This is a genomic window from Mesorhizobium sp. B2-7-1 (genome assembly GCF_006440735.1).
In the GTDB taxonomy this organism is placed as follows: domain Bacteria; phylum Pseudomonadota; class Alphaproteobacteria; order Rhizobiales; family Rhizobiaceae; genus Mesorhizobium.
Genome location: NZ_VFUA01000024.1, coordinates 37,468 through 60,711, shown reverse-complemented (window position 1 = coordinate 60,711; position 23,244 = coordinate 37,468). Strand labels below are relative to the sequence as shown.

The following is a 23,244-nucleotide window of genomic DNA, read 5'->3' as shown; positions in this document are numbered from 1 at the left end:
AGGGGGAGTCGCGCCGCGCCACCCTCAAGTAATCACGCTCGGCTTGTTGCGGCCGGTGTGGCTCTTGATGCCGGCGATGTCGTCGGCGGCGGCGATGAGGTCGGCGAGCGCTTCCTGCGTGTCGAGGTCGTGGCGCGCCTTATCCGGCTCGTAGCGCTCGATATAGACGCGCAGCGTCGCCCCCGAGGTGCCGGTGCCAGAGAGGCGGAGCACGACGCGCGAGCCGCCTTCGAACAGGATCCTGATGCCCTGATGCTCGCTCACCGAGCCGTCGACTGGATCGTGATAGGCAAAATCGTCGGCCTTGGCGATCTTCAAGCCGCGTACGCTGGTGCCGGGCAGCGAGCCGAGCTTGGCGCGCAATTCGTCGACCAGCGCGTTGGCGCGATCGCTCTCGACCTCCTCATAGTCATGACGCGAATAGTAGTTGCGGCCGTAGGTCGCCCAATGCTCGGTGACGATCTGCTTGCAGCTCTCGCCGCGCGCGGCGAGGATGTTGAGCCACAAAAGCACGGCCCACAGGCCGTCCTTCTCGCGCACATGGTTTGAGCCGGTGCCGGCGCTTTCCTCGCCGCAAATGGTGGCCATGCCGGCGTCGAGCAGATTGCCGAAGAACTTCCAGCCGGTCGGCGTCTCATAGATGCCGATGCCGAGCTTTTCGGCGACGCGATCGGCCGCGCCGCTGGTCGGCATGGAGCGGGCGATACCCTTCAGGCCGTCCTTGTAGCCCGGCGCCAGCCTGGCATTGGCGGCAAGCATCGCGACCGAGTCCGACGGCGTGACGAAGATGCCCCTGCCGATGATCAGATTGCGGTCACCGTCGCCGTCGGAGGCCGCGCCGAAGTCCGGCGCGTTCGGTCCCATCATCTCGTCATAGAGATGTTTTGCGTGCACCAGGTTCGGATCCGGGTGATGGCCGCCGAAATCCGGCAGCGGCTTGAAGTTGCGGCAGGTGCCGTCCGGCGCGCCGAGGCGATGCTCGATAATCTCCTTGGCGTACGGGCCTGTCACCGCATGCATGGCGTCGAAGCGCATGCGGAAGCCCGACTTGAAGAGCTTCCTCAGCGCATCGAAGTCGAACAGGCTTTCCATCAATTCGGCGTAGTCCTTGACCGGGTCGAAGATCTCGACCGTCATGTCGCCGGCCTTGACGGTGCCGATCTTATCGATGTCGATCGCGCCGATATCGGCGATCTTGAAGCTCTTGATCTCCTTCGACTTGGCGAAGATCGCGTCGGTGATCTTTTCCGGCGCCGGGCCGCCATTGCCGGCATTGTACTTGATGCCGAAATCCTCATGCGGGCCGCCGGGGTTGTGGCTGGCGGACAGGATGATGCCGCCGAATGTCTTGTATTTGCGGATGATGTTGGAGGCGGCCGGCGTCGAGAGAATCCCGCCCTGCCCGACCATCACCTTGCCGAAGCCGTTGCCGGCGGCAATCGCGATGGCTTTCTGGATGACGTCGCGGTTGTAGAAGCGGCCGTCGCCGCCGATCACCAGCGTCTTGCCCTCAAACCCGTCCAGCGCATCGAAGATCGACTGGATGAAGTTCTCGGCATAGTGCTCCTGCTGGAACACCGGCACCTTCTTGCGCAGGCCCGATGTGCCTGGCTTCTGGTCGGTATAGGGTTTGGTGGGGACGGTTCTGATCATGCCTCAGGCAGCCCTTTTCGAAAGCAGCAAGCGATAGAGTTCGACGTATTTTTCGGCGCTCTTGTCCCAGGAGACATCGGCCTTCATGCCCTGGCGCTGGATCGAGGCCCAGACCGCCAGCCGCGCATGCTGCTCGACCAGCCGCTGGATGGCATGCAGCATCGCGCCGCCATTGTTGGGCGCGAATTGGAAGCCGGTGGCGACACCTGCCGACAAGGCGGCCTCGTTGGCGTCGATGATGGTGTCGGCCAAACCGCCCGTCCTGGCGACGATCGGCACGCAGCCATAGCGCAGGCCGTAGAGCTGGGTGAGGCCGCAGGGCTCGAAGCGCGACGGAATGACGATGGCGTCGCAGCCGCCCTGCATGGTGTGCGAAAGCCCTTCGTCGTAACCGACGACGACGCCGACGCGGCCGCGATGGCGGGCGGCCGCGGCGAGCAGTGTGCCTTCGAGGCCGGCATCGCCCGAACCGAGGATGGCGAGGCGGGCGCCGGCGGCGACGATGCCGTCGACGACCGCGGCGAGGATATCCATGCCCTTCTGCCAGGTCAGCCGGCTGATGACGCAGACGATCGGGCTGCCGTCCGCCTCCAGGCCGAAACGCTCCTCAACGGCTTTGCGGTTCTTGGCGCGCGCTGCGAGCGTCTCGGCCGAATAATTGGCGACCAGATGCTTGTCCGTCTCGGGATTCCAGATGTCGACATCGATGCCGTTGACGATGCCGTAGAGATCGGTGGCGCGCATGTTGATCAGCCCGTCGAGGCCCATGCCGAATTCCGGCGCGCGGATTTCCTGCGCATAGGTCGGGCTTACCGTTGTGATCGCCCAGGCGGCTTGCAGGCCGGCCTTGAGAAAGCCGACGCCGCCATAATATTCGACGCCGTCGAGCTGCATCGCCACGGCCGGCAGGCCGAGCTCGCCGAAGATGCCGGCGCCGAACTGGCCCTGGAAGGCCAGGTTGTGCACGGTGATCAGTGACGGCACGCCGACCGCCTTGCCGTAGCGCATATAGGCAAGCGTCATCGCCGACTGCCAGTCATGGGCATGCACAAGGTCGGGCTGGTAGCCGGAAATGGCGCCGCCGGCTATGTCACCGCCGACCTGGCTGAGCGCCGCGAAACGACGCCAGTTATCCGGCCAGTCGGCGCCGGAAGCGGTGCCGTAAGGGCCGCCCTGGCGATCGAAGAGATGCGGCGCATCAAGCACGAAGAGATCGAGATCGCCGATCTTGACGGCATGGATCGAAGCCTTGCCGCCCTGCAGCAGAGGGTACTGGTAGACGGGTTTCTTCTTGGTGAAAGCCGCCATCACCACAGGATAGCCGGGGACCAGTGTGCGCATCGCCACGCCCTTCCCCGCCAGCGCGATCGGCAGGGCGCCGGTCACGTCGGCAAGGCCGCCGGTCTTGATCAGCGGGAAGATCTCGGGCGTGACCGACAGAACCTGCATGGGCCTCACATTCCGATCTTTAAGTGACAGGTCAAAGTGACAACTTATTGATCGACCTACGGGGGTCGACAACTTATTGATCGGCCCTACGGGGTCGACAACTTATTGATCATGTCCTGGGTGATCAGGCAGATGCCCTTTTCCGACACCCGAAAACGCTTGGCGTCCAGCACCGGGTCCTCGCCCACCACCAACCCTTCCGGAATCTGCACGCCATGGTCGATGACGACGCGCTTGAGGCGCGCGTTGCGGCCGACCTGGACGTCGGGCAGCATCACCACTTCCTCGAGCTTGGAATAGGAATTGATACGGGCGCCGGTGAAGATCAGGCTGCGGCGCAGCGAGGCTCCGGAGACGATGCAGTCGCCCGACACGAGCGAGGAGATCGCCTCGCCGCGGCGGCCGTCCTCGTCATGCACGAACTTTGCCGGCGGCTTCAATTCGGCATAGGTCCAGATCGGCCAGTCGCGGTCGTAGAGGTCGAGCTCGGGCGTGACGTCGGTGAGGTCGATATTGGCTTCCCAATAGGCGTCCACCGTTCCGACGTCGCGCCAATAGGGCTCGGACTCATGCGAGGAGCGCACGCAGGATTTGGCGAAGCGGTGGGCGATCGCCTTACCGTGCTGGACGATATAGGGGATGATGTCCTTGCCGAAGTCGCGGCTGGAGCCGGGCTCGGCGGCGTCGCGGCGCAGCTGTTCCATCAGGAACTTGGTCCTGAAGACATAGATGCCCATCGAGGCCAGGGCGAATTCCGGTTTGTCCGGAATGCCCGGTGGATCGGCCGGCTTTTCGACGAAGGCGATGATGTTGTCCTTCTTGTCGACATGCATGACGCCGAAGCCGGTCGCCTCCATGCGCGGCACTTCCAGGCAACCGACGGTGACATCGGCGCCGGCGTCGACGTGCTGGCGCAGCATCAGCTCGTAATCCATCTTGTAGATGTGGTCGCCGGCGAGGATGACCATGTATTCGGGCCCGTAGGCCTCGATGATGTCGATGTTCTGGTAGACGGCGTCGGCCGTACCTTCATACCACTGCGTTTCCGAGACGCGCTGCGAGGCAGGCAGGATGTCGAAGCTTTCGTTTCGCTCCGGCCGCAGGAAGTTCCAGCCGCGCTGCAGGTGGCGGATCAGCGAATGCGCCTTGTACTGGGTGGCGACGCCGAGGCGGCGAATGCCGGAGTTGAGCGCATTGGAGAGGGCGAAATCGATGATGCGCGTCTTGCCGCCGAAATAGACGGCCGGCTTGGCGCGCCGGTCGGTCAGTTCCCTGAGACGGCTGCCGCGGCCGCCGGCCAGCACATAGGCCATGGCATCGCGTGCCAGCGGCTGGGTTCTTTTGATCTCTGCCATTTTGTTACCCTCCCAAACAAGCTGCCCGGACTGTTGCAAGAGCAGGATGAGACATCATCTGCTTCAATCCGTGACGAATTCCAGCATGATCGTCGACAGCGGCGGCAGAAGCATCGTCGCCGAGACGCCGCCCCCTTCGCCGCCCGCCTCGACCATGCTGCCATTGCCCATGCCGGAGCCGCCATAGTCGGTGGCATCCGTATTGATGATTTCGCGCCACTTTCCTGCCTTCGGCAGCGGCACGCGATAGTTCTCGCGCGGCACCGGCGTGAAATTGGAGACGACGGCGATCGGGTTGCCGTCCGGCGCGCTGCGCAGCCAGGCGAAGACCGAATTGTCGCGGTCGTCTACGGTCAGCCAGGAGAAGCCCTCCGGCTCGCAGTCGCGCGCATGCAGCGCCGGGCGCGAGCGGTAGAGATAGTTCAGGTCGCGCACCGTCTGCCAGACGCCGCGATGCGGCGCGAATTCGAGCAGGTTCCAGTCGAGCGCGCGCTCTTCGCTCCACTCGCGGCGCTGGGCGAATTCCTGGCCCATGAACAGCAGCTTCTTGCCGGGATAGCCCCACATGAAGGCGTAGTAGGCGCGCAGCGTGGCGAACTTCTGCCAGTCGTCGCCCGCCATCTTGTTGAGCAGCGTGCCTTTGCCGTGCACGACCTCGTCATGCGAGAGCGGCAGCACGAAATTTTCCGAGAAGGCGTAGGTCAGGCCGAAGGTGATGTCGTTGTGGTGGTGCTTGCGGAAGATCGGCTCCTTGGAGAGGTACTCCAGCGTGTCATGCATGAAGCCCATGTTCCACTTGAAGCCGAAGCCGAGCCCGCCTTCGTGCACGGGACGCGACACTTTCGGCCATGAGGTCGATTCCTCGGCGATCGTCACGACGCCGGGGTGGTGGCCGTAGAGCTCCTTGTTCATCTTCTGCAGGAAGCTGACGGCCTGCAGGTTCTCGCGCCCGCCCTTCTCGTTCGGAATCCACTCGCCCGCCTTGCGCGAATAATCGAGGTAGAGCATCGAGGCGACCGCGTCGACGCGCAGGCCGTCGACATGGTACTTTTCCGCCCAGAACAGCGCGTTGTTGACGAGGAACGACACCACCTCGCGGCGGCCGAAATTGTAGATGGCGGTGTTCCAGTCGGGATGGAAACCCTGGCGCGGATCGGCATGCTCGTAGAGCGCGGTGCCATCGAATTTCACCAGTCCGTGCTCGTCGACCGGAAAATGCGCCGGCACCCAGTCGAGGATGACGCCGACGCCGGCGCGATGCGCGCCGTCGACGAAGCGGGCGAAGCCGTCGCGATCGCCGAAGCGGGCCGTCGGCGCATAAAGGCCGGTGGTCTGGTAGCCCCAGGATGGGTCGTAGGGGTGCTCCGAGATCGGCAGGAACTCGATATGGGTGAAACCGGTGTCCACCACGTAGGGGATCAACCGCGCGGCGAGCTCGTCCCAGGAGAGGAACGTGCCGTCGTCGCGGCGCTGCCAGGAACCGGCATGGACCTCGTAAATCGAGATCGCCTCGCGCCTGGGGTCGGCTTTCTGCCAATAATTGCGATGCGACTCGTCGCCCCATTGATGCGCCATGGGCGGCGCCGTCACCGAGGCGGTCGCCGGGCGCAGTTCCGACTCGAATGCGAACGGATCGGCCTTGAGCGGCAGGCGCACCCCGTCGGGCGCGATGATCTCGAACTTGTAGGGCTGGCCCGCGCCGAGATCGGGAATGAACAATTCCCAGATGCCGGTGTCCCTGCGGTCGCGCATGGTGTGGCGGCGGCCGTCCCAGTCGTTGAAGGCGCCGACCACGGAGACGCGCCTGGCATTGGGCGCCCAGACGGCGAAATGCACGCCGGTGGCGCCTTCATGTTCGATGATGTGGGCTCCGAGCTTGTCGAAGAGCCTCAAGTGCGAACCCTCGGCCATATAGTAATCGTCCATCGGGCCGAGCACCGGACCGAAGGAATAAGGATCGGTCAGCCACCAGTCGCCGCCGGCGTTCCTGGCGTGATAGCGCAGCGGCTGGCGCTTGCGGATCGAGACCTTGCCCTCGAAGAAGCCGGCATCGTCGCGGCGGGAGAGCTCGCCGACGTCCTTGCCGGTCAGCGTATAGGCGGAGACGAATTCAGCGTTGGGCACGAAGCAGCGCGCGACGAAACCCTTGCCGGCTTCCTGCACGCCCAGGACCGCGAAAGGATTGCCATGCGTTCCGGCGACAATCGCCGCGACATCACCGGCTGGCGCCAGTCCGTCCGGCCCGCTTGTCGCAGCGGTCGCGCGCGGCTTCCTCATCAAGCGGTCGCCCTCCCCGGGCACCTTTGTTTTGGGTGCACCCGCCCAGCACAGTTGGACAGAATACACCTGGGCCACATTGTTTGTAGCCTCATGCAATCATATCAGACGGGTACGTTCCAGATTTCTTTCGCATATTGGCGGATCGTGCGATCGGACGAGAACCAGCCCATGCGGGCAACGTTGTGGATGGCGCGCGCGTTCCAGTCGGGGCTGTCGCGCCAGACGCGGTCCACCTCGCGCTGGCAGGCGGCGTAGGAATCGAAGTCGGCCGCCACCATGAACCAGTCGCTGCTGTAGAGCCCGTTCATGAGGTCGCGGTAGCGATTGGGGTCATCGGGCGAGAAGACGCCGGACGAGATCGCCGCGACAGCCTGCGACAATTCAGAGGACGCCTCAATGATGCCGCGCGGGTTGTAGCCATTGTTGCGCCGGTCGGCGACCTCGGCGGTGGTGAGGCCGAAAATGAAGATGTTGTCGGCGCCGACATGTTCCTTCATCTCGACATTGGCGCCGTCGAGCGTGCCGATGGTGAGCGCGCCGTTCATGCCGAACTTCATGTTGCCGGTGCCGGATGCTTCCATGCCGGCGGTCGAGATCTGCTCGGAAAGATCGGCGGCGGGCATCAGCACTTCGGCCAGGCTGACATTGTAGTTCGGCACGAACACCACTTTCAGCAGGCCGCGCACCGACGGATCGCCGTTGATGACTTTCGCGACGTCGTTGGCCAGTTTGATGATCAGCTTGGCGTTGTGGTAGCTGGGTGCTGCCTTGCCGCCGAATATCTTGACCCGCGGCATCCAGTCCCGCTCGGGATGCGAGCGGATCTGGTCGTAGAGCGCGATCGCCTCGAGGATGTTGAGCAGCTGGCGCTTGTATTCGTGGATGCGCTTGACCTGGATATCGAACAGCGCCGACGGGTCGAGCCGAATGCCGAGCCGGTCGGCGATCAGGTTGGCGAGCCTCACCTTGTTCTGCCGCTTCACCGCCGCGAATTTTTCGCGGAAAGCCGCGTCGCCGGCGAGCGGATCGAGGTCCTTGATCGCCTCGATGTCGTCCATGAAGCGGTCGCCGATCGCCTCGCGGGCAAGCGAGGTCAGACCCGGATTGCACTGGATCAGCCAGCGCCTGGGCGTGATGCCGTTGGTCTTGTTGTTGATGCGGTCGGGATAGAGCTTGTGGAGATCGGCGAACACCGTCTCCTTCATCAGCTCGGTGTGCAGCGCCGAGACGCCGTTGATCGAATGCGAGCCGACGAAGGCCAAATTGCCCATGCGCACGCGGCGGTCGCCATTTTCCTGGATCAGCGAGATCCGGGCGATCTGATCGCCGGAGAACTGGTTGGTGGCGCGGGCCTCGAGCAGCACCTGCGCGTTGATGGCGTAGACGATCTGCATGTGGCGCGGCAGCAGACGCTCGAAGAGCGGCACCGGCCAGCTTTCCAGCGCCTCTGGCAGAAGCGTGTGGTTGGTGTAGCCGAAAGTGCGCTTGGTGATGTCCCAGGCCTGGTCGAAGTCCATGCCGTGGACGTCCATCAGCAGCCGCATCAGCTCCGGCACGGCGACCGCGGGATGGGTGTCGTTCAAGTGGATCGCCGCCTTGTCAGGCAGCGATTTCAGGTCGCCATATTGGCTGAGATGACGCTGGACGATGTCCTGCAGCGAGGCGGTGGAGAAGAAATACTCCTGCCGCAGCCTCAACTCCTGCCCGGCCATGTGGGAATCGGCCGGATAGAGCACGCGCGACAGCGCGTCGGCCTTGTTGCTTTCGGCCAGCGCGCCGATGTGGTCGCCGGCGTTGAACTTGTCGAGCAGGATCGGGTCGATCGGCATGCCGGACCAGAGCCGCAGCGTGTTGACGCGTCTGGCATGCCAGCCGGCGACGGGCGTGTCGTAGGCGACGGCGAGGACATGCTCGGTCGGCTTCCAGACGTGGCGTTCGAGCCGGCCGTCCTTGGAGGTGATCGATTCCACCGAGCCGCCGAAGCCGACTTCGAAGGAGCGCTCGCGCCGCTCGAACTCCCAGGGGTTGCCGTGGTCGAGCCAGGTCTCCGGCAGCTCGACCTGCCAGCCGCCCTGGATTTCCTGGCGGAACATGCCGTTGGCATAGCGGATGCCGTAGCCATGGGCGGGGATGTCGACGGTCGCCATGCTTTCCATGAAGCAGGCGGCGAGACGGCCGAGGCCGCCATTGCCGAGCGCCGCGTCCGGTTCGAGGCCGGCGATCAGGTCGAGGTCGACGCCGAGCGAGGACAGCGCCTCGCGCATGTTCTCCATCAGGCCGAGATTGGAGAAGGCGTCGCGCATCAGGCGCCCGATCAGGAATTCCAGCGAAAGGTAGTAGACGCGCTTTTCCTGCTGGTCGTAGGCTTCCTTGGTCGCCTGGATCCAGTGGTCGACGATGCGGTCGCGCACCACCTTGATCGAGGCCGTCAGCCAGTCATAGGGCGTGGCGACGGTGGTATCCTTGCCGACCCGGTATTTGAGCGACAGCAAGACCTCTTCGGCGAGCGTCTTGGGGTCGGGATTGTCGAGGACGGGGACTTCGATCGTCATGGCGGATGTCATTTCGCCTCTCGTTCAACTGGCCTGATCATAGCGGCTTTCACCGTTCCTCCCAGCCTATCTTAGTGCGTTGCAGCATAGGTTCAATCGATTTAAGCAGGCCGCGCTCACCATTCCCACGACAATGCGGCGGGGATCAGGCCGCCAACACCTCTGGCGGAGCCTTGGCTCCGGTCATGAAGGCGACGGCGTCGGACATTGTATATTGTTTCGGATCGATGACGGCGAGGCGACGGCCCAGGCGATGGATGTGGATGCGATCGGCCACCTCGAAGACATGCGGCATGTTGTGCGAGATGAGCACGATCGGCAGGCCGCGCTTCTTGACGTCGAGCATCAGCTCCAGCACGCGGCGGCTTTCCTTGACGCCGAGCGCCGCCGTCGGCTCGTCCATGATGACGACGCGGCTGCCGAAGGCCGCCGCGCGAGCCACAGCGACACCCTGGCGCTGGCCGCCCGAGAGCGTTTCGACCGACTGGTTGATGTTCTGGATGGTCATCAGCCCGAGCTCGGACAATTTCTCGCGGGCGATACGCGCCATGGCGGAGCGGTCGAGCCGGCGCAGCCACTGTCCGGCAAAGCCTGGCTTGCGCAGCTCGCGGCCGAGGAACATGTTGTCGGCGATCGACAGCGCCGGCGACAGCGCCAGGTTCTGGTAGACGGTCTCGATGCCGGCCATGCGCGCCTCGATCGGCGAGCGGAAATGCACCGGCTGGCCGTTGAGCTCGATCGTGCCGGAGTCCGGAATGACCGCGCCGCACAGCGCCTTGACCAGCGTCGACTTGCCGGCGCCGTTGTCGCCGATGACGGCAAGGATCTCGCCCGGCATCAGGTCGAAATCGGCATTGTCGAGCGCAACAACCCGGCCGTAGCGCTTGTTGAGGCCTTTTCCTTGAAGAATGGGCTGCGTGCTCATGCCGAAATCTTCCTGATCCACTGATCGATGGTGACGGCGAGGATGATGAGGATACCGACGGTGAACTCCTGCCAGAGCGAATCGACGCCGGCGAGCGCCAGACCATTGCGGAAGACGCCGACGATCAACGCCCCGAACAGCGTGCCGACGATCGAGCCGCGGCCGCCGAACAGCGAGGTGCCGCCGATCACCACGGCGGTGATGGCATCGAGATTGGCGGTCTGGTTGCCGAGCGGGCTCGCCGCGCCGATACGGCCGATCAGCGCCCAGGCGGCAACGGCGCAGATGAAGCCGGCCAGCGTGTAGACGGCGATGAACACACCGCGCGTGTTGATACCGGCAAGGCGCGCAGCCTCGTCGTCATCGCCGGTAGCGTAGACGTGGCGGCCGAACGCGGTGCGGTTCAGCACGTACCAGATGATGATTGCCGTCAGGATCATGGCGATCGCGCCGTAAGTCAGCACGGCACCGCCACCCAATCTGATCGTATGTCCCAGCCACTGCAGCAGCGGTCCGGCCGCCTCGATATCCTGGGCGCGCACGGTCTCGGAATGGGAGACGTAGATGACCATCGCGCCGTAGACGCTCCAGGTGCCGAGCGTGACGATGAAGGGGGGCAGCTTGATCACCGCCACCAGAACACCGTTGATCAGGCCGCAGACAAGGCCGGTCAGCAGGCCCAGCACGAAGCTCAATTCGACGGGCACGCCGTAGGTGACGGTCAGCCTGCCCATGACGATAGACGACAGCACCATCATCGCGCCGACCGAAAGATCGATGCCGGCGGTCAGGATGACCAGCGTCTGGGCGATGCCCAGAAAGGCGATGATGGTGACCTGCTGCAGCACCAGCGAAAGATTGAATGGCGCAAAGAAGCGACCGCCGGCGGCGACGGAAAAAATCAAAACGCCGATGACCAGGACAATGAACGGGACGGCCGTAGGATATTCATGCAGGAAGCGCTGGACGCTCTTCAGGGCCGAGCCCCGGTCTTCGTCGAAGCTGGCCACGGACTGGTCATGGCCCTTAAGGCCGCGCTCGGCCGAGACCGAGCCGGTTGCGTCGTCGCTCATCTTTATCCCCTCCCAGGATCCCGTGTTTCGGGAAAGGGCGGCCGGAGCCGCCCTTTCAGTGAGTTTAATCCGTATTTGCGGGTAAATCAGTACGACATTCGGTCGAATGCCATCCTGATCCAACTCTTTGTTGGAGCATGATCTTTCCCGAAAACCGGTTCCCGCTTTTCGGGATCATGCTCCAGGAAGGCATCAGCCCCAGCAAAGTTCCGCGCCCTTCTTGCTGTCGATCGACTCGACGCCGTTGACGGGCTTGTCGGTGATCAGCGTGGCGCCGGTGTCGAAGAACTCCTTGCCGGGGGTCGGCTTCGGCTTCTCGCCGGTCTTGGCGAACTTCTCGATCGCTTCCATGGCCATGGCGGCCATCTTCAGCGGATATTGCTGCGAGGTCGCGCCGATGACGCCGGCCGCGACGTTCTTGACGCCCGGGCAACCGCCGTCGATCGAAACCACCAGCACCGAGCCGTCATCCTTGCCGGCCGCCTTGAGCGCCTGGTAGCCGCCGGCCGCCGCCGGTTCGTTGATCGTGTACATCACGTTCACGTCCGGGCATTTCTGCAGCAGCGTCTCCATGGCGGTGCGGCCGCCATCCTCGGCGCCGCCGGTCATCTCATGGCCACAGATGCGCGCATCGTCCTCGTCGCCGTATTTCTTCGGATCCTTGATGTCGATGCCGAAGCCCTTCATGAAGCCCTGGTCGCGCAGATAGTCGACGGTCGGCTGGTTGGTGGCGAGATCGAGGAAGGCGATCTTGGCGGCCGAGGCCTTGTCGCCCAGCGTGCCCTTGGCCCACTCGCCGATCAGCTCGCCGGCCTTGAAATTGTCGGTGGCGAAAGTCGCGTCGGCGGCATCGATCGGATCGAGCGGCGTGTCGAGCACGATGACCAGAAGGCCGGCGTCGCGCGCCTTCTTGATGGTCGGCACGATGGCGCTCGAATCGCTCGGCACAATGGCGAAGCCCTTGGCGCCGGCCGAGATCAGGTTCTCGATGGCCGCGACCTGGCTGTCATTGTCGCCGTCGAACTTGCCGGCGAAAGTCTGCAGCGTCAGGCCGAGCTCCTTGGCCTTGGCCTGCGCGCCTTCACGCATCTTGACGAAGAACGGATTGCCCTCGGTCTTGGTGATCAGGCCGACGATGTCGGCGGCATACGAGGCCGTGGCCATCGCGCCATAAAAGGCGAGGCCGGCAACGGCCGCCTTCAGGATAGTCCATTTACGCATGATTTCCTCCCAGTGAACCACTCCGGCGCCGGCCAACCGGCGCCTGCGGAGCGCCCACCGAAGTTCTCCCAGCGTGGGCGCGATGTCAAAAAGACACCAGTCCGCAACCGCTGTCAATAATTAAATCACTCTTATTTATTATTGACACTCTTGCGCTGTTCACTCATTCTGAACGAAAAGCATCGAGGGGAAACAGACGGGAGGAACAGGGTGGAGACCGGCATTGCGAGGCACGGTTCGCCCGAGGCTTTGGAAAGCCGGCTGCATCGCGGCACCAACCAGAGCGGCATGCGCGACCACAATGAGCGGCTCGTGCTGTCCCTGGTGCGCCAGCATGGCAGCCTGGCTAAATCCGACATCGCGCGCATGACGGGCCTGTCGGCCCAAACGGTGTCGGTCATCATGCGCGAGCTCGAGGAAGACAAGCTGCTCGTGCGCCAGGCGCCGCTGCGCGGCAAGATCGGCCAACCTTCGATCCCGATGGCGCTCAACCCGGAAGGCGCCTTCTTCATCGGGCTCAAGATCGGCCGCCGCAGCGCCGAGCTCGTTCTGATCGACTTCCTCGGCAATGTGCGCGCCATGCTGCAGCATTCCTACCGCTATCCCGCACCGCGCGAGACCGTCGAGTTCGTCACCGCCGGCATCAAGACGATGCGTGGCGCGCTTACGCCGGCTCAGGACAAGCGCATCGCCGGGCTCGGCATCGCCATGCCGTTCGAGCTATGGAACTGGGTCGACACCGCCGGCGCGCCGCGCGAGATCATGGACGAATGGCGCCATCGCGACATCCGCGCCGACATCCAGGGTCAGTGCGAGTTTCCTGTCTACCTGCAGAACGACGCGACGTCGGCCTGTGGCGCGGAGCTGGTCTTCGGGCGGGCGGGCGGAGCGCGCGATTTCGTCTATTTCTACATCGGCGCCTTCGCCGGCGGCGGCATCGTGCTCAACGGCCGCCTCTACAGCGGGCCGAAAGGCAACGCCGGCGCGCTGGGCTCGATGCCGGTGCCGGGGCCGGACGGCAAGCCGACGCAGCTCATCGACGTCGCCTCGATCGCGATGCTGGAAAGGGCGCTCTCGGCCAAGGGCATCGACGGCTCCTATCTTTGGACCTCGCCGCAGGAATGGGGCGAGATCGGCGCCGATCTTGACGAATGGATCGCCAGCGCCTCGCGGGCGCTTGCCTATGCCATCGTCGCGGCCTCGTCGGTCATCGATTTCGAAGCGGCGGTCATCGATGGCTGGATGCCGCTCGACGTGCGGCGCCGGCTGGTCGATGCCGTGACGGAAGCGATTGCCCGCATCGATGCCGAAGGACTGAAGCTGCCCATCGTGCGCGAGGGAACGGTCGGCATCCACGCTCGCGCCATGGGCGGCGCCAGCCTGCCGCTCTCCGAGCGCTTCCTGATCGGACCGAACACGTCCGGGGGCGCCTGACATGCTGATCGGCATCCCGTCGCTGCTCGGGCCACAGTTCCTGGCGACGCTCAGGGCAATGGGCCATGGCGACGAGATCGCCATCGTCGACGGCAATTATCCGGCCGAGGAACAGGCGCGGCGGCTGATCCGCGCGGACGGCCACCAGGTCATTGCCGTCCTCGACGCCGTGCTCAGCGTGCTGCCGGTGGATGAAGCGGTGCCGGAGGCGCTGTTCCGGGCCTCGGTGCAGGGCGACCCGGCGCTCGCCGACCCGGTGCACCGCGAGATGGAAGCGGTCTGCGCCAGGCGCGCGCCGGGCCACAAGGTGGTTGCGCTGGCCGGGCCCGACTTTTATGCACGCGTCAAGGCCGCGCACGCGATCGTGGCGACCAGCGAACCCAGGCTCTTTGCCAACATCATCATCCGCAAGGGCGTGATCCATCCGCCGGAGACCAAGACGACATGATCCTTTGCTGTGGCGAAGCCCTGATCGACATGCTGCCGCGCACCACCACGGAAGGCGAAGCGGCCTTCGCGCCCTATGTCGGCGGCGCGGTGTTCAACTCGGCGATCGCGCTCGGCCGGCTCGGCGCGCCGGCAGGCTTCTTTTCCGGCCTCTCCTCCGACCTGTTCGGCGGCCAGTTCCGCGACGCACTGGGGGCAAGCAAGGTGAGTTCCACCTATGCGCACACGTCCCCTCGCCCGACGACGCTCGCTTTCGTTCGGCTCACCAACGGCCAGGCGACCTACACCTTCTATGACGAGAACACCGCCGGGCGCATGCTGACCATCGAGGACCTGCCGAAGCTCGGGACCGAGATCGAGGCGATGCTGTTCGGCGCCATCAGCCTGATCTCCGAACCTGCCGGATCGGCCTATGAGGAGTTCATGCGGCGCGAGCACGGGAGCCGGGTGATGATGCTCGACCCCAACATCCGGCCGAACTTCATCCCGGACAAGGCCAAGCATCTGCGGCGCATCCGCGAGATGATGGCGATGGCCGACATCGTGAAACTCTCGGACGAGGACCTCAAATGGTTCGACGAGGCCGGCTCGCACGAGGACGTGGTGCGCAACTGGCTGGATCGCGGGCCAAAGCTGATCGTCGTCACGCATGGCAGCGAAGGCGCCGTCGGCTACAGCAAGGCGCACAAGGTCACGGTCATGCCGCGGAAGGTGAAGGTCATCGACACGGTCGGCGCCGGCGACACCTTCAATGCCGGCATTCTGGCCTCGCTGCATGAGCAGGGCCTGCTCACCAAGGCGGCGATCGGCGACCTGCCGCAAGACGCGATCCGCAAGGCGCTGGAGCTCGGCGCCAAGGCGGCGGCGGTGACGGTTTCGCGGGCCGGCGCCAATCCGCCCTGGCGGCACGAGATCGCCTGATCCGGCGGCGGGATGGGCGTGAAACCGCCCTCCCCGGCCGATCACTTTATGTTTCCCGACGACGGAACGGCGCGATAAGAGAGGCCGGAAAACGCTTCTCAAAGCTCGGATTTCCGGCTTTTTCAGGCATTGCGCCGGCAAAATCGGTAAAAGGCTGAGACACATCGGCAATTCGTGCCCGCCGCCACCGGCTTTCTCAGCCGGTTCAAGTCTGTTACCAGCGGGCCGGTTTTACAAGCAGTTTCGAGGCCGACATGCAGTTCATCGATCTTGGCGCGCAGCGCGAACGTATCCGCGACCGGCTGAAGGTCGCCATCGACAAGGTTGTCGAGGAAGGCCGCTATATCCTGGGACCCCAGGTCACAGAATTCGAGAACAAGCTGGCCGCCTATATCGGCGTCAAGCATGTGGTGGCCTGCGCCAACGGCACCGACGCGCTGCTGCTGCCGCTGTTTGCCGCCGGCATCGGCCCGGGCGACGCGGTGTTCGTGCCGAGCTTCACCTTTGCCGCGACGGCCGAAGTGGTGGCGCTGGCCAAGGCCGAGCCGGTCTTCGTCGACGTCGACCGCGACACCTACAACATCGACATCGCCAGCCTCGAGGCGGCGATCGAGATGATCAAGAAGGAAGGAAGGCTGAAGCCGAAGGCGATCATCCCCGTCGACCTGTTCGGGCTCTCCGCCGACTACGACGCGATCATGACGATCGCCAATCGCGAGAACCTCCTGGTGATCGAGGACGCCGCCCAGTCGATGGGCGGTTCCGCCGACGCCAAGATGTGCGGCGCCTTCGGCCATGTCGGCTCGACCAGTTTTTACCCGGCCAAGCCGCTTGGCTGCTACGGCGACGGCGGCGCGATGTTCACCAATGACGGCGCTCTGGCCGACAAGCTCCGTTCCTTCGCCTTCCACGGCAAGGGCGAGACGCAATACGACAATGTCCGCGTCGGCATCAATTCGCGCCTCGACACGCTGCAGGCGGCGATCCTGATCGAAAAGCTCGCGATCCTCGAGGACGAGATGGTGGCGCGGCAAGTCGTGGCCGACCGTTACGCCAAGGGCCTCGGCGACATCGTCAAGGCGTCGCGCAATCTTGGCCATGGCCGCTCGGCCTGGGCGCAGTACGCCATCGAGACGCCGAAGCGCGATGGGCTCAAGGCGCATCTCGGCGAAAAGGGCATCCCATCGGTGATCTACTACGTGAAGCCGCTGCACGAGCAGGTGGCCTACAAGGACTACCCGCGCACGCCGACCGGCCTCGCCGTCTCGGAAGCGCTGCCGAAGCAGATTCTTTGCCTGCCGATGCACGCGTATTTGAGCGAGGCCGACCAGGACCGCATCATCGAGACGATCAGAAATTACATCGGCTCGAACTCAGCGCATGTGGCGGCGGCCTGAAAGGTCGGCGCGAAGCCCCCCTCTCTGCCCTGCCGGGCATCTCTCCCTCAAGGGGGGGGAGATCAGATGTCACGCAGGCTTTCGCCAACTTTCAACGTTGAAAGAGTGAGCGACGCGCTGAAACTACCAATCTCCCCCCTTGAGGGAGAGATGTCCGGCAGGACAGAGAGGGGGGCTTCGCGCCAAGATCTACAGATTGGCGACGTGCGACTACGCGCCCTTCCCCGTCGCAATAAAATGCGGGTTGGCGAAATCGCTGTCGCTCGCCTGGTTGCGCTTGCCGTAGACCAGCGGCGCGCCGTCCAGGGTGCGCGTCATGCCGCCGGCGGCGCGCAGCACCGCGTCACCCGCCGCCGTGTCCCATTCCATCGTGCGGCCGAAGCGCGGATAGATGTCGGCTTCCGCCGCAGCGAGCAGGCAGAATTTCAGCGACGAGCCGATCGAGACGATCTGGGCGGCGCCGAGGTCGCGAATGAAGGCGTCGGTTTCAGGCGTGTTGTGCGAGCGGCTGGCGACGACGGCGAGCGGCGTGCCCCCCGCCCGCACCGTGATCGGCCGGCGGCCCACAACCCGATAGTCGGCGTCGACCTCCAGCGCTTCGGCCTTGCCGGGCCGGCCGGAGAAAAAGCGTCCCGTGCACGGCGCGAAAACGACGCCGACTTCCGGCACGCCGCGGCGGACCAGCGCGATGTTGACGGTGAAATCGGTGCGGCGGTTGACGAATTCCTTAGTGCCGTCGAGCGGATCGATCAGGAAGAAGGCGCCGTCGAGATCGGGCGTCGCGATGCCCGCCGCCACCTCTTCCTCGGCCACGCAGGGAATGTCCGGATAGGCGGCGCGCAGGCCGGCCAGGATGATCTTCTCGCTTTCGCGGTCGGCTTCGGTCACCGGCGAGGAGTCGGCCTTGCTGTCGACGGCGCAGCCCTCATGGAAGACGCGCATCACCTCGCGCCCGGCCTCGAGCGCCAGGCGCTCGAACACGCCCAGCATCGCCTCGTCGTCAGATACCGCCGCCATTGTCGTACTGCTCCTCGGCAATGTCGCGCTCGGTCAGCCAGTGTTCCAGCGCTTCCGCCATTTCCTGCGGGCTCCTGCCGAGGGTCTTCAGATGAATTTCCGGATTCTGCGGCGCCTCATAAGGAGAATCCACGCCGGTGAAATTCTTGATCTCGCCGCTCAGAGCCCGCGCGTAGAGGCCCTTCGGGTCGCGGCGCGCGCATTCCTCGAACGGCGTGTCGACGAAGACCTCGACGAACTCGCCCTCGGCCATCAGCTCGCGCGCCATGCGCCGTTCGGCACTGAAGGGCGAGATGAAGGAGACGATGACGATCAGGCCGGCATCGGCCATCAGCTTCGCCACCTCGGCGACGCGGCGGATGTTCTCCACGCGGTCGGCGTCGGTGAAGCCAAGGTCGCGGTTCAAGCCATGGCGAACATTGTCGCCGTCTAGAATATAGGTGTGGCGGCCGGACGCGAACAGCTTCTTCTCGAAGAGGTTGGCGATGGTCGACTTGCCGGAGCCGGACAGGCCGGTGAACCAGAACACGGCCGGACGCTGGTTCTTCAGGTCGGAGCGGCCGCGCTTGCCGACATCGAGCGACTGCCAGTGGATGTTTTCGGCGCGGCGAAGCGAATGCAGGATCATGCCGGCGCCGACCGTGGCGTTGGTGATGCGGTCGATCAGGATGAAGGCGCCGGTGGTGCGGTTCTCGGCGAACGGATCGAAAGCGATCGGCGCGCGGGTCGAGAGGTTGCAGACGCCGACCTCGTTGATGTCGAGCGACTTCGCCGCCTCATGCGCGAAGTCGTTGACGTTGACCCGGTATTTCAGCTCGGTGACGGTGGCGCTGACTTGGTCGGTCTCGGTGCGCAATACGTAGGAGCGGCCCGGTAGCAGCGCCTGCTCGTCGAACCAGACGATGTTGGCGGCGAACTGATCGGCGACCTGCGGGCGCGCGGCCGGCGACACCAGCAGGTTGCCGCGCGACACCTCGACCTCGTCCTCGAGGACGAGCGTGATCGCCTGGCCAGCGACCGCATGCTCGAGATCGCCGCCCTGGGCGACGATGCGCTTGACCCGGGACGCCTTGCCCGACTTGGCGACGACGACCTCGTCTCCTTCCGAGACAGTGCCCGAGGCGATGGTGCCGGCGAAACCGCGGAAATCGAGGTTCGGGCGGTTCACATACTGGACGGGGAAGCGGAACGGCAGCTCGACGGCGGCTTCGTCGACCGACACGGTTTCGAGATGCTCGATCAGCGATGGCCCGGAATACCAGGGCGTGCGCTCGGAGCGGCTGGTGACGTTGTCGCCGAAGCGCGCCGACATCGGGATCGGCACGACGCTAACGAAGCCGAGGTCTTTCGCGAACTCGCCATAGTCGGCGACGATCTGGTCGAACGCGATCTCGTCGAAGCCGACGAGGTCGATCTTGTTAACCGCAAGCACGATGTGACGGATGCCGAGCAGCGAGGCGATGATCGAATGACGCCTGGTCTGGCGCAGCACGCCCTGGCGCGCATCGATCAACACAATGGCGAGATCGGCGGTCGAGGCGCCCGTCGCCATATTGCGCGTGTACTGCTCATGGCCGGGCGTGTCGGCGACGATGAACTTGCGCTTCGGTGTGGCGAAGAAGCGATAGGCGACGTCGATGGTGATGCCCTGCTCGCGCTCCGCCTCCAGCCCGTCGACCAGCAGCGCGAAGTCGATGTCGTCGCCGGTGGTGCCGTGCTTGCGCGAATCCTTCTCGAGCGCGGCAAGCTGGTCCTCGAAAATCTGCTTGGTGTCGGAGAGCAGACGGCCGATCAGCGTCGACTTGCCATCGTCAACGGAGCCGCAGGTGAGGAAGCGCAGCAGCGACTTCTTCTCCTGCGCGGCCATGTAGTCGCGGATGCCGTCGGTCGGGGCGAGGCTCTTTGCCATGATGTGGCGCATTATCAGAAATAACCCTCGCGCTTCTTCTTTTCCATCGAGCCTGCCTCGTCGCGGTCGATGAGGCGGCCCTGGCGCTCGGAGGTGCGGGCGGTCAGCATCTCGCCGACGATGGCCTCCAGCGTGTCGGCTTCCGATTCGATCGCGCCGGTCAGCGGGTAGCAGCCCAGCGTGCGGAAGCGCACCAGGCGGTTCTCGATCGTCTCGCCCGGACGCAATTGCATGCGATCGTCATCCTTCATGATCAGCATGCCGTCGCGCTCGACCACGGGCCGCTCCTTGGCGAAATAGAGCGGCACGATCGGGATGTTTTCCTGCAGGATGTACTGCCAGATGTCGAGCTCGGTCCAGTTCGACAGCGGGAAGACGCGGATCGACTCGCCCGGCGCGATGCGGGTGTTGAAGATCTTCCACATTTCCGGACGCTGGTTCTTCGGGTCCCAGGAATGCTGGGCGTTGCGGAAAGAGAAGATGCGCTCCTTGGCGCGCGACTTCTCCTCGTCGCGGCGGGCGCCGCCGAATGCGGCGTCGAAGCCGTATTTGTCGAGCGCCTGGCGCAGCCCCACCGTCTTCATCACATGGGTGTGGGTGTTGGAGCCATGATCGAAGGGGTTGATGCCCTCGCGCACGCCATCCTCGTTGACATGGACCAAAAGGTCGAAGCCGAGCTTCTGCGCCATCTGATCGCGAAAGGCGATCATCTCGCGGAACTTCCAGGTGGTGTCGACATGCAGGAACGGGAAAGGCGGCTTGGCCGGGTAGAAGGCCTTCATCGCCAGATGCATCAGCACGGAAGAATCCTTGCCGACCGAATAGAGCATCACCGGCTTGGAGAAAGAGGCCGCGACCTCGCGGAAGATGTGGATGGATTCGGCCTCGAGCCGCTGCAGATGCGTGAGCGCGATATTCATGGACTGTCGAGCGTTCTCTCGTGCCGTCGAGCGGAAATCTTGCATTGGAGGCGCAATTCCATGCCGCCCCGGCGCAAATTTCACTTCGGACAAACTGTTTCGTGCGGGCGTTCTACCAGATCGGCGCCGCCGATAACAATGCAAGACCGGCGCGGCGCGAGGTCATTGGAGAACGAATTTTCCAAGCATGGGCGGCAAAGCGGAAAATCCTGCCAGAGCCATTGAAAAGCCGGAAGCGGGGAAAGGCGGCGGCGTCTGGGAGCATTCCAGGGTCTCCCGATCCTCGCCGGATAGGGGGATTTCTGCCGCAACATCGTCGACCGCACTATCGCAGGGCGGCGCCAGCCACTATACGGGCTCGGGGAACGGGCAAGGTGCGGCAAACGGAGATCGGCGAGGCGGCCTTCAGCTGGCTCCAAGGATCCGGGCGCAAGCTGGAAATTGCGAAGCAAGCATTTGAACCCGTTCACAACGCTCCGGCGCCACCTCACCCCCGCACAGATCAACATCTATTTCTCGATCATCTGCTTTTTTTCGCCACCGGTGCTTGGATCGCTGGTCAGCATCGCTTTTAATGCCGGTGGTGTGTGGTCCGCGATGCTGCTGGCCGCGAAACGGCGACGCTTCAACATCGACCGGCCGATGCTCGCCTTGACGGTGGCGATCTATGCCTATTGCGCGGCGATGGTCCTGGCTTCGATCGTCAACGGCACGCTGGCCGCCGATCTGCGGTTTTTCCTGCCGCTGATCACCTTCCTGCTGTTCCCCATATCCTATTCGACCTGGAGCATCACCGAGAAGGGCGCGCTGGCACGCATCGCCATTCTGGCCAGCACCGCGGCCTGCTTCGGCGCGCTGGCGATGGCCGTGTTTCAGTACTATCGGCTCGGTGTCAGGGCGGAGGGCGGCGCCGGCAATCCGATCGTCTTCGCGACCGTTACCTGCCTTGCCGTCATGACATGCCTTGCCGGCGTGCTGTCGGGTATCGAGAAGCGCTGGAAGCTGCTGGTCCTGCCGGCGATGGCCGGAGCCATTGCGATTGTCTATTCGGGGTCGCGCATGATCTGGGTGGCCGTGCCGATTGCCAGCATCGTCGTGCTTCTCATCAACCGCCGCCGGTTCACCGGCGCCAGCCTGGCGCGCTTCGTGGCGATCGGCATCGTGGTCGCCCTGGTGATCGCCGCCATCGGCTCCCGCGCCGTGATGGATAGAACCGACTTCCTGGTCAGCGACTGGGATGCGCTGAACGCCAATGGCGACCATTCGACGGCGCTCGGCCTGCGCGTGGCGATGTGGGAAATCGGCTTTGCCGCGTTTCGCGAGATGCCGATTTTCGGCCATGGCATCACGGCCAGCCGTGCGCTGATGAAGCAGGGTTTTCACGACCAGTTCGGCCTAAGCGCGGGCTTCAGCCATTTTCATAACGGCTTCCTGACGGCGATGGTCGAGGCCGGCCTGGTGGGGGCGCTGGCCCTGGCGGCGATCTTCATCGTTGCCGCCTGGAACGCGGCACGGACGCTGCGCCTCAGCGCCGATCCGGTGGAGCGATTCGGCGCGACGATGGTGCTTGTCGCGGTCATCACCTTTCTCACCGGCGGAATGGCCGGCATCCTCGTCGGCCACGACATCCTCGACGCGACGCTGATGGTGTTTCTGATTGTGGGGACATACATTGCGTCCGGGCGCACGATTGCCCCGACCGGGAAAAGCGCGCCTGCGATGGCGCCGGGCGCCAGCCCGCAACCATGAAGGTTCTGGTTACCGGCGCGACAGGCTTCATTGGACGCCGGGTCGTCAGCCGGTTGCGCGAGGCCGGATTCGACATACGGATCGCCTCCCGCCTGCCGCAACGGCTGGCAGGCGCGGACGACGCCGTCGCGCTGCCCACCGCCGATGCGCCGCGGGAAGCCTTTCTGGCGCTGATGCGCGACGTGACGCATGTCGTCCACTGCGCGGCGCTCAACAATGACCGCAGCGCCGGCGCGGCCGACTTCCAAACCGTCAACGCAACCTTGACCGGGCGGCTCGCCAAGGCGGCGGCCACGCGCATCGACGGGCGCTTCATCTATCTCTCCTCGATCCGCGCCGTGGCGGGCGCCGGTTTCAGCGGCACCATCGACGAGGCCACGCCCCCTGCCCCGCAATGCGCCTACGGGCGCTCCAAGCGCGAAGGCGAGATCAAAATGCTGGAGGCTTTTGCAAAGGCCGGACATGACGGCGCGACGGCGCTTCGGCTGCCGCCGGTCTATGGCGAAGGCATGAAGGGAAACCTGCGCGGGCTGATGCGGCTCGCGGACACCGGCCTGCCGCTGCCGAAAGCCGCCCTGACGGCGGTTCGCTCGCTCGTCTCGCATGACGCCGTGGCCGGCGCCGTGACGCATCTCTTGACCCGTCGCCTGCCGCCGCGCCCGACCTATGTGCTCAGCGACGCTTCGCCGGTTGCGATGTCCGAAATCATCAGAGCGTTCCGGCTCGGATACAGCCGGCCCATCCGGCTTCTCCCCATGCCGGCCTGGCCGTTGCGACTGGCGGCCACGCTGGTTGGCAGACAGGCATCATGGCAAGCCTTTTTGGCGACGCAGATCTGTGACCCATCGCTGCTGATCTCGGAAGGCTGGGTGCCGGAAACCGATACGCTCGGCCGACTCGAGGAGCTGGCGCGGCAGAGGAGCGATTCGCCGTATCCGTAAA

General features: G+C 64.6%; 17 protein-coding genes. 6 read left to right on the top strand and 11 right to left on the bottom strand.

Annotated features, from left to right (window positions below):
• Window positions 1–24: 24 nt before the first annotated feature.
• From FJ471_RS12280 to FJ471_RS12245, 8 genes are all read right to left on the bottom strand, one after another.
• On the bottom strand, window positions 25–1,653 hold the full coding sequence (locus FJ471_RS12280) for an alpha-D-glucose phosphate-specific phosphoglucomutase (protein WP_140803417.1): 1,629 nt from the start codon (window positions 1,651–1,653) through the stop codon (window positions 25–27).
• A gap of 3 nt (window positions 1,654–1,656) precedes the next feature.
• A complete protein-coding gene (gene glgA, locus FJ471_RS12275) occupies window positions 1,657–3,102 on the bottom strand; it encodes a glycogen synthase GlgA (protein ID WP_140803416.1) in 1,446 nt (481 codons plus the stop codon).
• Window positions 3,103–3,188: 86 nt separating this feature from the next.
• The gene (gene glgC / locus FJ471_RS12270) at window positions 3,189–4,457 is read right to left on the bottom strand and encodes a glucose-1-phosphate adenylyltransferase (RefSeq protein ID WP_140803415.1); all 1,269 of its coding nucleotides are present in this window, start codon (window positions 4,455–4,457) and stop codon (window positions 3,189–3,191) included.
• 63 nt (window positions 4,458–4,520) lie between these two features.
• The gene (glgB, locus tag FJ471_RS12265; RefSeq protein WP_140803414.1) at window positions 4,521–6,734 is read right to left on the bottom strand and encodes a 1,4-alpha-glucan branching protein GlgB; all 2,214 of its coding nucleotides are present in this window, start codon (window positions 6,732–6,734) and stop codon (window positions 4,521–4,523) included.
• 104 nt (window positions 6,735–6,838) lie between these two features.
• Window positions 6,839–9,301: a glycogen/starch/alpha-glucan phosphorylase gene (locus tag FJ471_RS12260; protein ID WP_140803413.1), complete on the bottom strand. Its 2,463-nt coding sequence runs from the start codon at window positions 9,299–9,301 to the stop codon at window positions 6,839–6,841.
• A 133-nt stretch (window positions 9,302–9,434) separates the two neighbouring features.
• Entirely contained in the window at window positions 9,435–10,214 is a 780-nt protein-coding gene (locus FJ471_RS12255; protein WP_140803412.1) for an ATP-binding cassette domain-containing protein, read from the bottom strand.
• A complete protein-coding gene (locus FJ471_RS12250; protein WP_140803411.1) occupies window positions 10,211–11,287 on the bottom strand; it encodes an ABC transporter permease in 1,077 nt (358 codons plus the stop codon). The genes FJ471_RS12255 and FJ471_RS12250 overlap by 4 nt, the downstream gene beginning before the upstream one ends.
• Window positions 11,288–11,479: 192 nt before the next feature.
• Window positions 11,480–12,508, bottom strand: coding sequence for a sugar ABC transporter substrate-binding protein (locus tag FJ471_RS12245; RefSeq protein ID WP_140803410.1), 1,029 nt, complete (start codon window positions 12,506–12,508; stop codon window positions 11,480–11,482).
• Window positions 12,509–12,718: 210 nt separating this feature from the next.
• Here FJ471_RS12245 and FJ471_RS12240 point away from each other — a divergent pair, with 210 nt between their 5' ends.
• From FJ471_RS12240 to FJ471_RS12225, 4 genes are all read left to right on the top strand, one after another.
• Window positions 12,719–13,942 carry an ROK family transcriptional regulator gene (locus FJ471_RS12240; RefSeq protein ID WP_140803409.1) on the top strand — a complete coding sequence of 408 codons (1,224 nt, stop codon included), beginning with the start codon at window positions 12,719–12,721 and terminating at the stop codon, window positions 13,940–13,942.
• A gap of 1 nt (window position 13,943) precedes the next feature.
• Window positions 13,944–14,390, top strand: a complete 447-nt coding sequence (locus FJ471_RS12235) for an RbsD/FucU domain-containing protein (RefSeq protein ID WP_140803408.1) — start codon at window positions 13,944–13,946, stop codon at window positions 14,388–14,390.
• Complete coding sequence (locus FJ471_RS12230) at window positions 14,387–15,310, top strand: carbohydrate kinase (protein WP_140803407.1); 924 nt, start codon at window positions 14,387–14,389, stop codon at window positions 15,308–15,310. The genes FJ471_RS12235 and FJ471_RS12230 overlap by 4 nt, the downstream gene beginning before the upstream one ends.
• Before the next feature lie 254 nt (window positions 15,311–15,564).
• Window positions 15,565–16,707, top strand: coding sequence for a DegT/DnrJ/EryC1/StrS aminotransferase family protein (locus FJ471_RS12225; RefSeq protein WP_140803406.1), 1,143 nt, complete (start codon window positions 15,565–15,567; stop codon window positions 16,705–16,707).
• Window positions 16,708–16,917: 210 nt separating this feature from the next.
• Here the strand turns inward: FJ471_RS12225 and cysQ are convergent, their stop codons facing one another.
• The 3 genes from cysQ to cysD are packed head-to-tail and all read right to left on the bottom strand — an operon-like array spanning window position 16,918 to window position 20,553.
• Window positions 16,918–17,697 carry a 3'(2'),5'-bisphosphate nucleotidase CysQ gene (gene cysQ / locus FJ471_RS12220; RefSeq protein ID WP_181179346.1) on the bottom strand — a complete coding sequence of 260 codons (780 nt, stop codon included), beginning with the start codon at window positions 17,695–17,697 and terminating at the stop codon, window positions 16,918–16,920.
• A gap of 10 nt (window positions 17,698–17,707) precedes the next feature.
• Window positions 17,708–19,645, bottom strand: a complete 1,938-nt coding sequence (cysN, locus tag FJ471_RS12215; protein ID WP_181179344.1) for a sulfate adenylyltransferase subunit CysN — start codon at window positions 19,643–19,645, stop codon at window positions 17,708–17,710.
• Window positions 19,646–19,647: 2 nt separating this feature from the next.
• Window positions 19,648–20,553 carry a sulfate adenylyltransferase subunit CysD gene (gene cysD / locus FJ471_RS12210; RefSeq protein WP_246684699.1) on the bottom strand — a complete coding sequence of 302 codons (906 nt, stop codon included), beginning with the start codon at window positions 20,551–20,553 and terminating at the stop codon, window positions 19,648–19,650.
• A gap of 456 nt (window positions 20,554–21,009) precedes the next feature.
• Here cysD and FJ471_RS12205 point away from each other — a divergent pair, with 456 nt between their 5' ends.
• Window positions 21,010–22,302, top strand: coding sequence for an O-antigen ligase (locus FJ471_RS12205; RefSeq protein WP_140803402.1), 1,293 nt, complete (start codon window positions 21,010–21,012; stop codon window positions 22,300–22,302).
• Entirely contained in the window at window positions 22,299–23,243 is a 945-nt protein-coding gene (locus FJ471_RS12200; protein ID WP_140803401.1) for an NAD-dependent epimerase/dehydratase family protein, read from the top strand. Before FJ471_RS12205 ends, FJ471_RS12200 begins: the two co-directional genes overlap by 4 nt.
• The last annotated feature ends 1 nt before the right edge of the window (window position 23,244 follow it).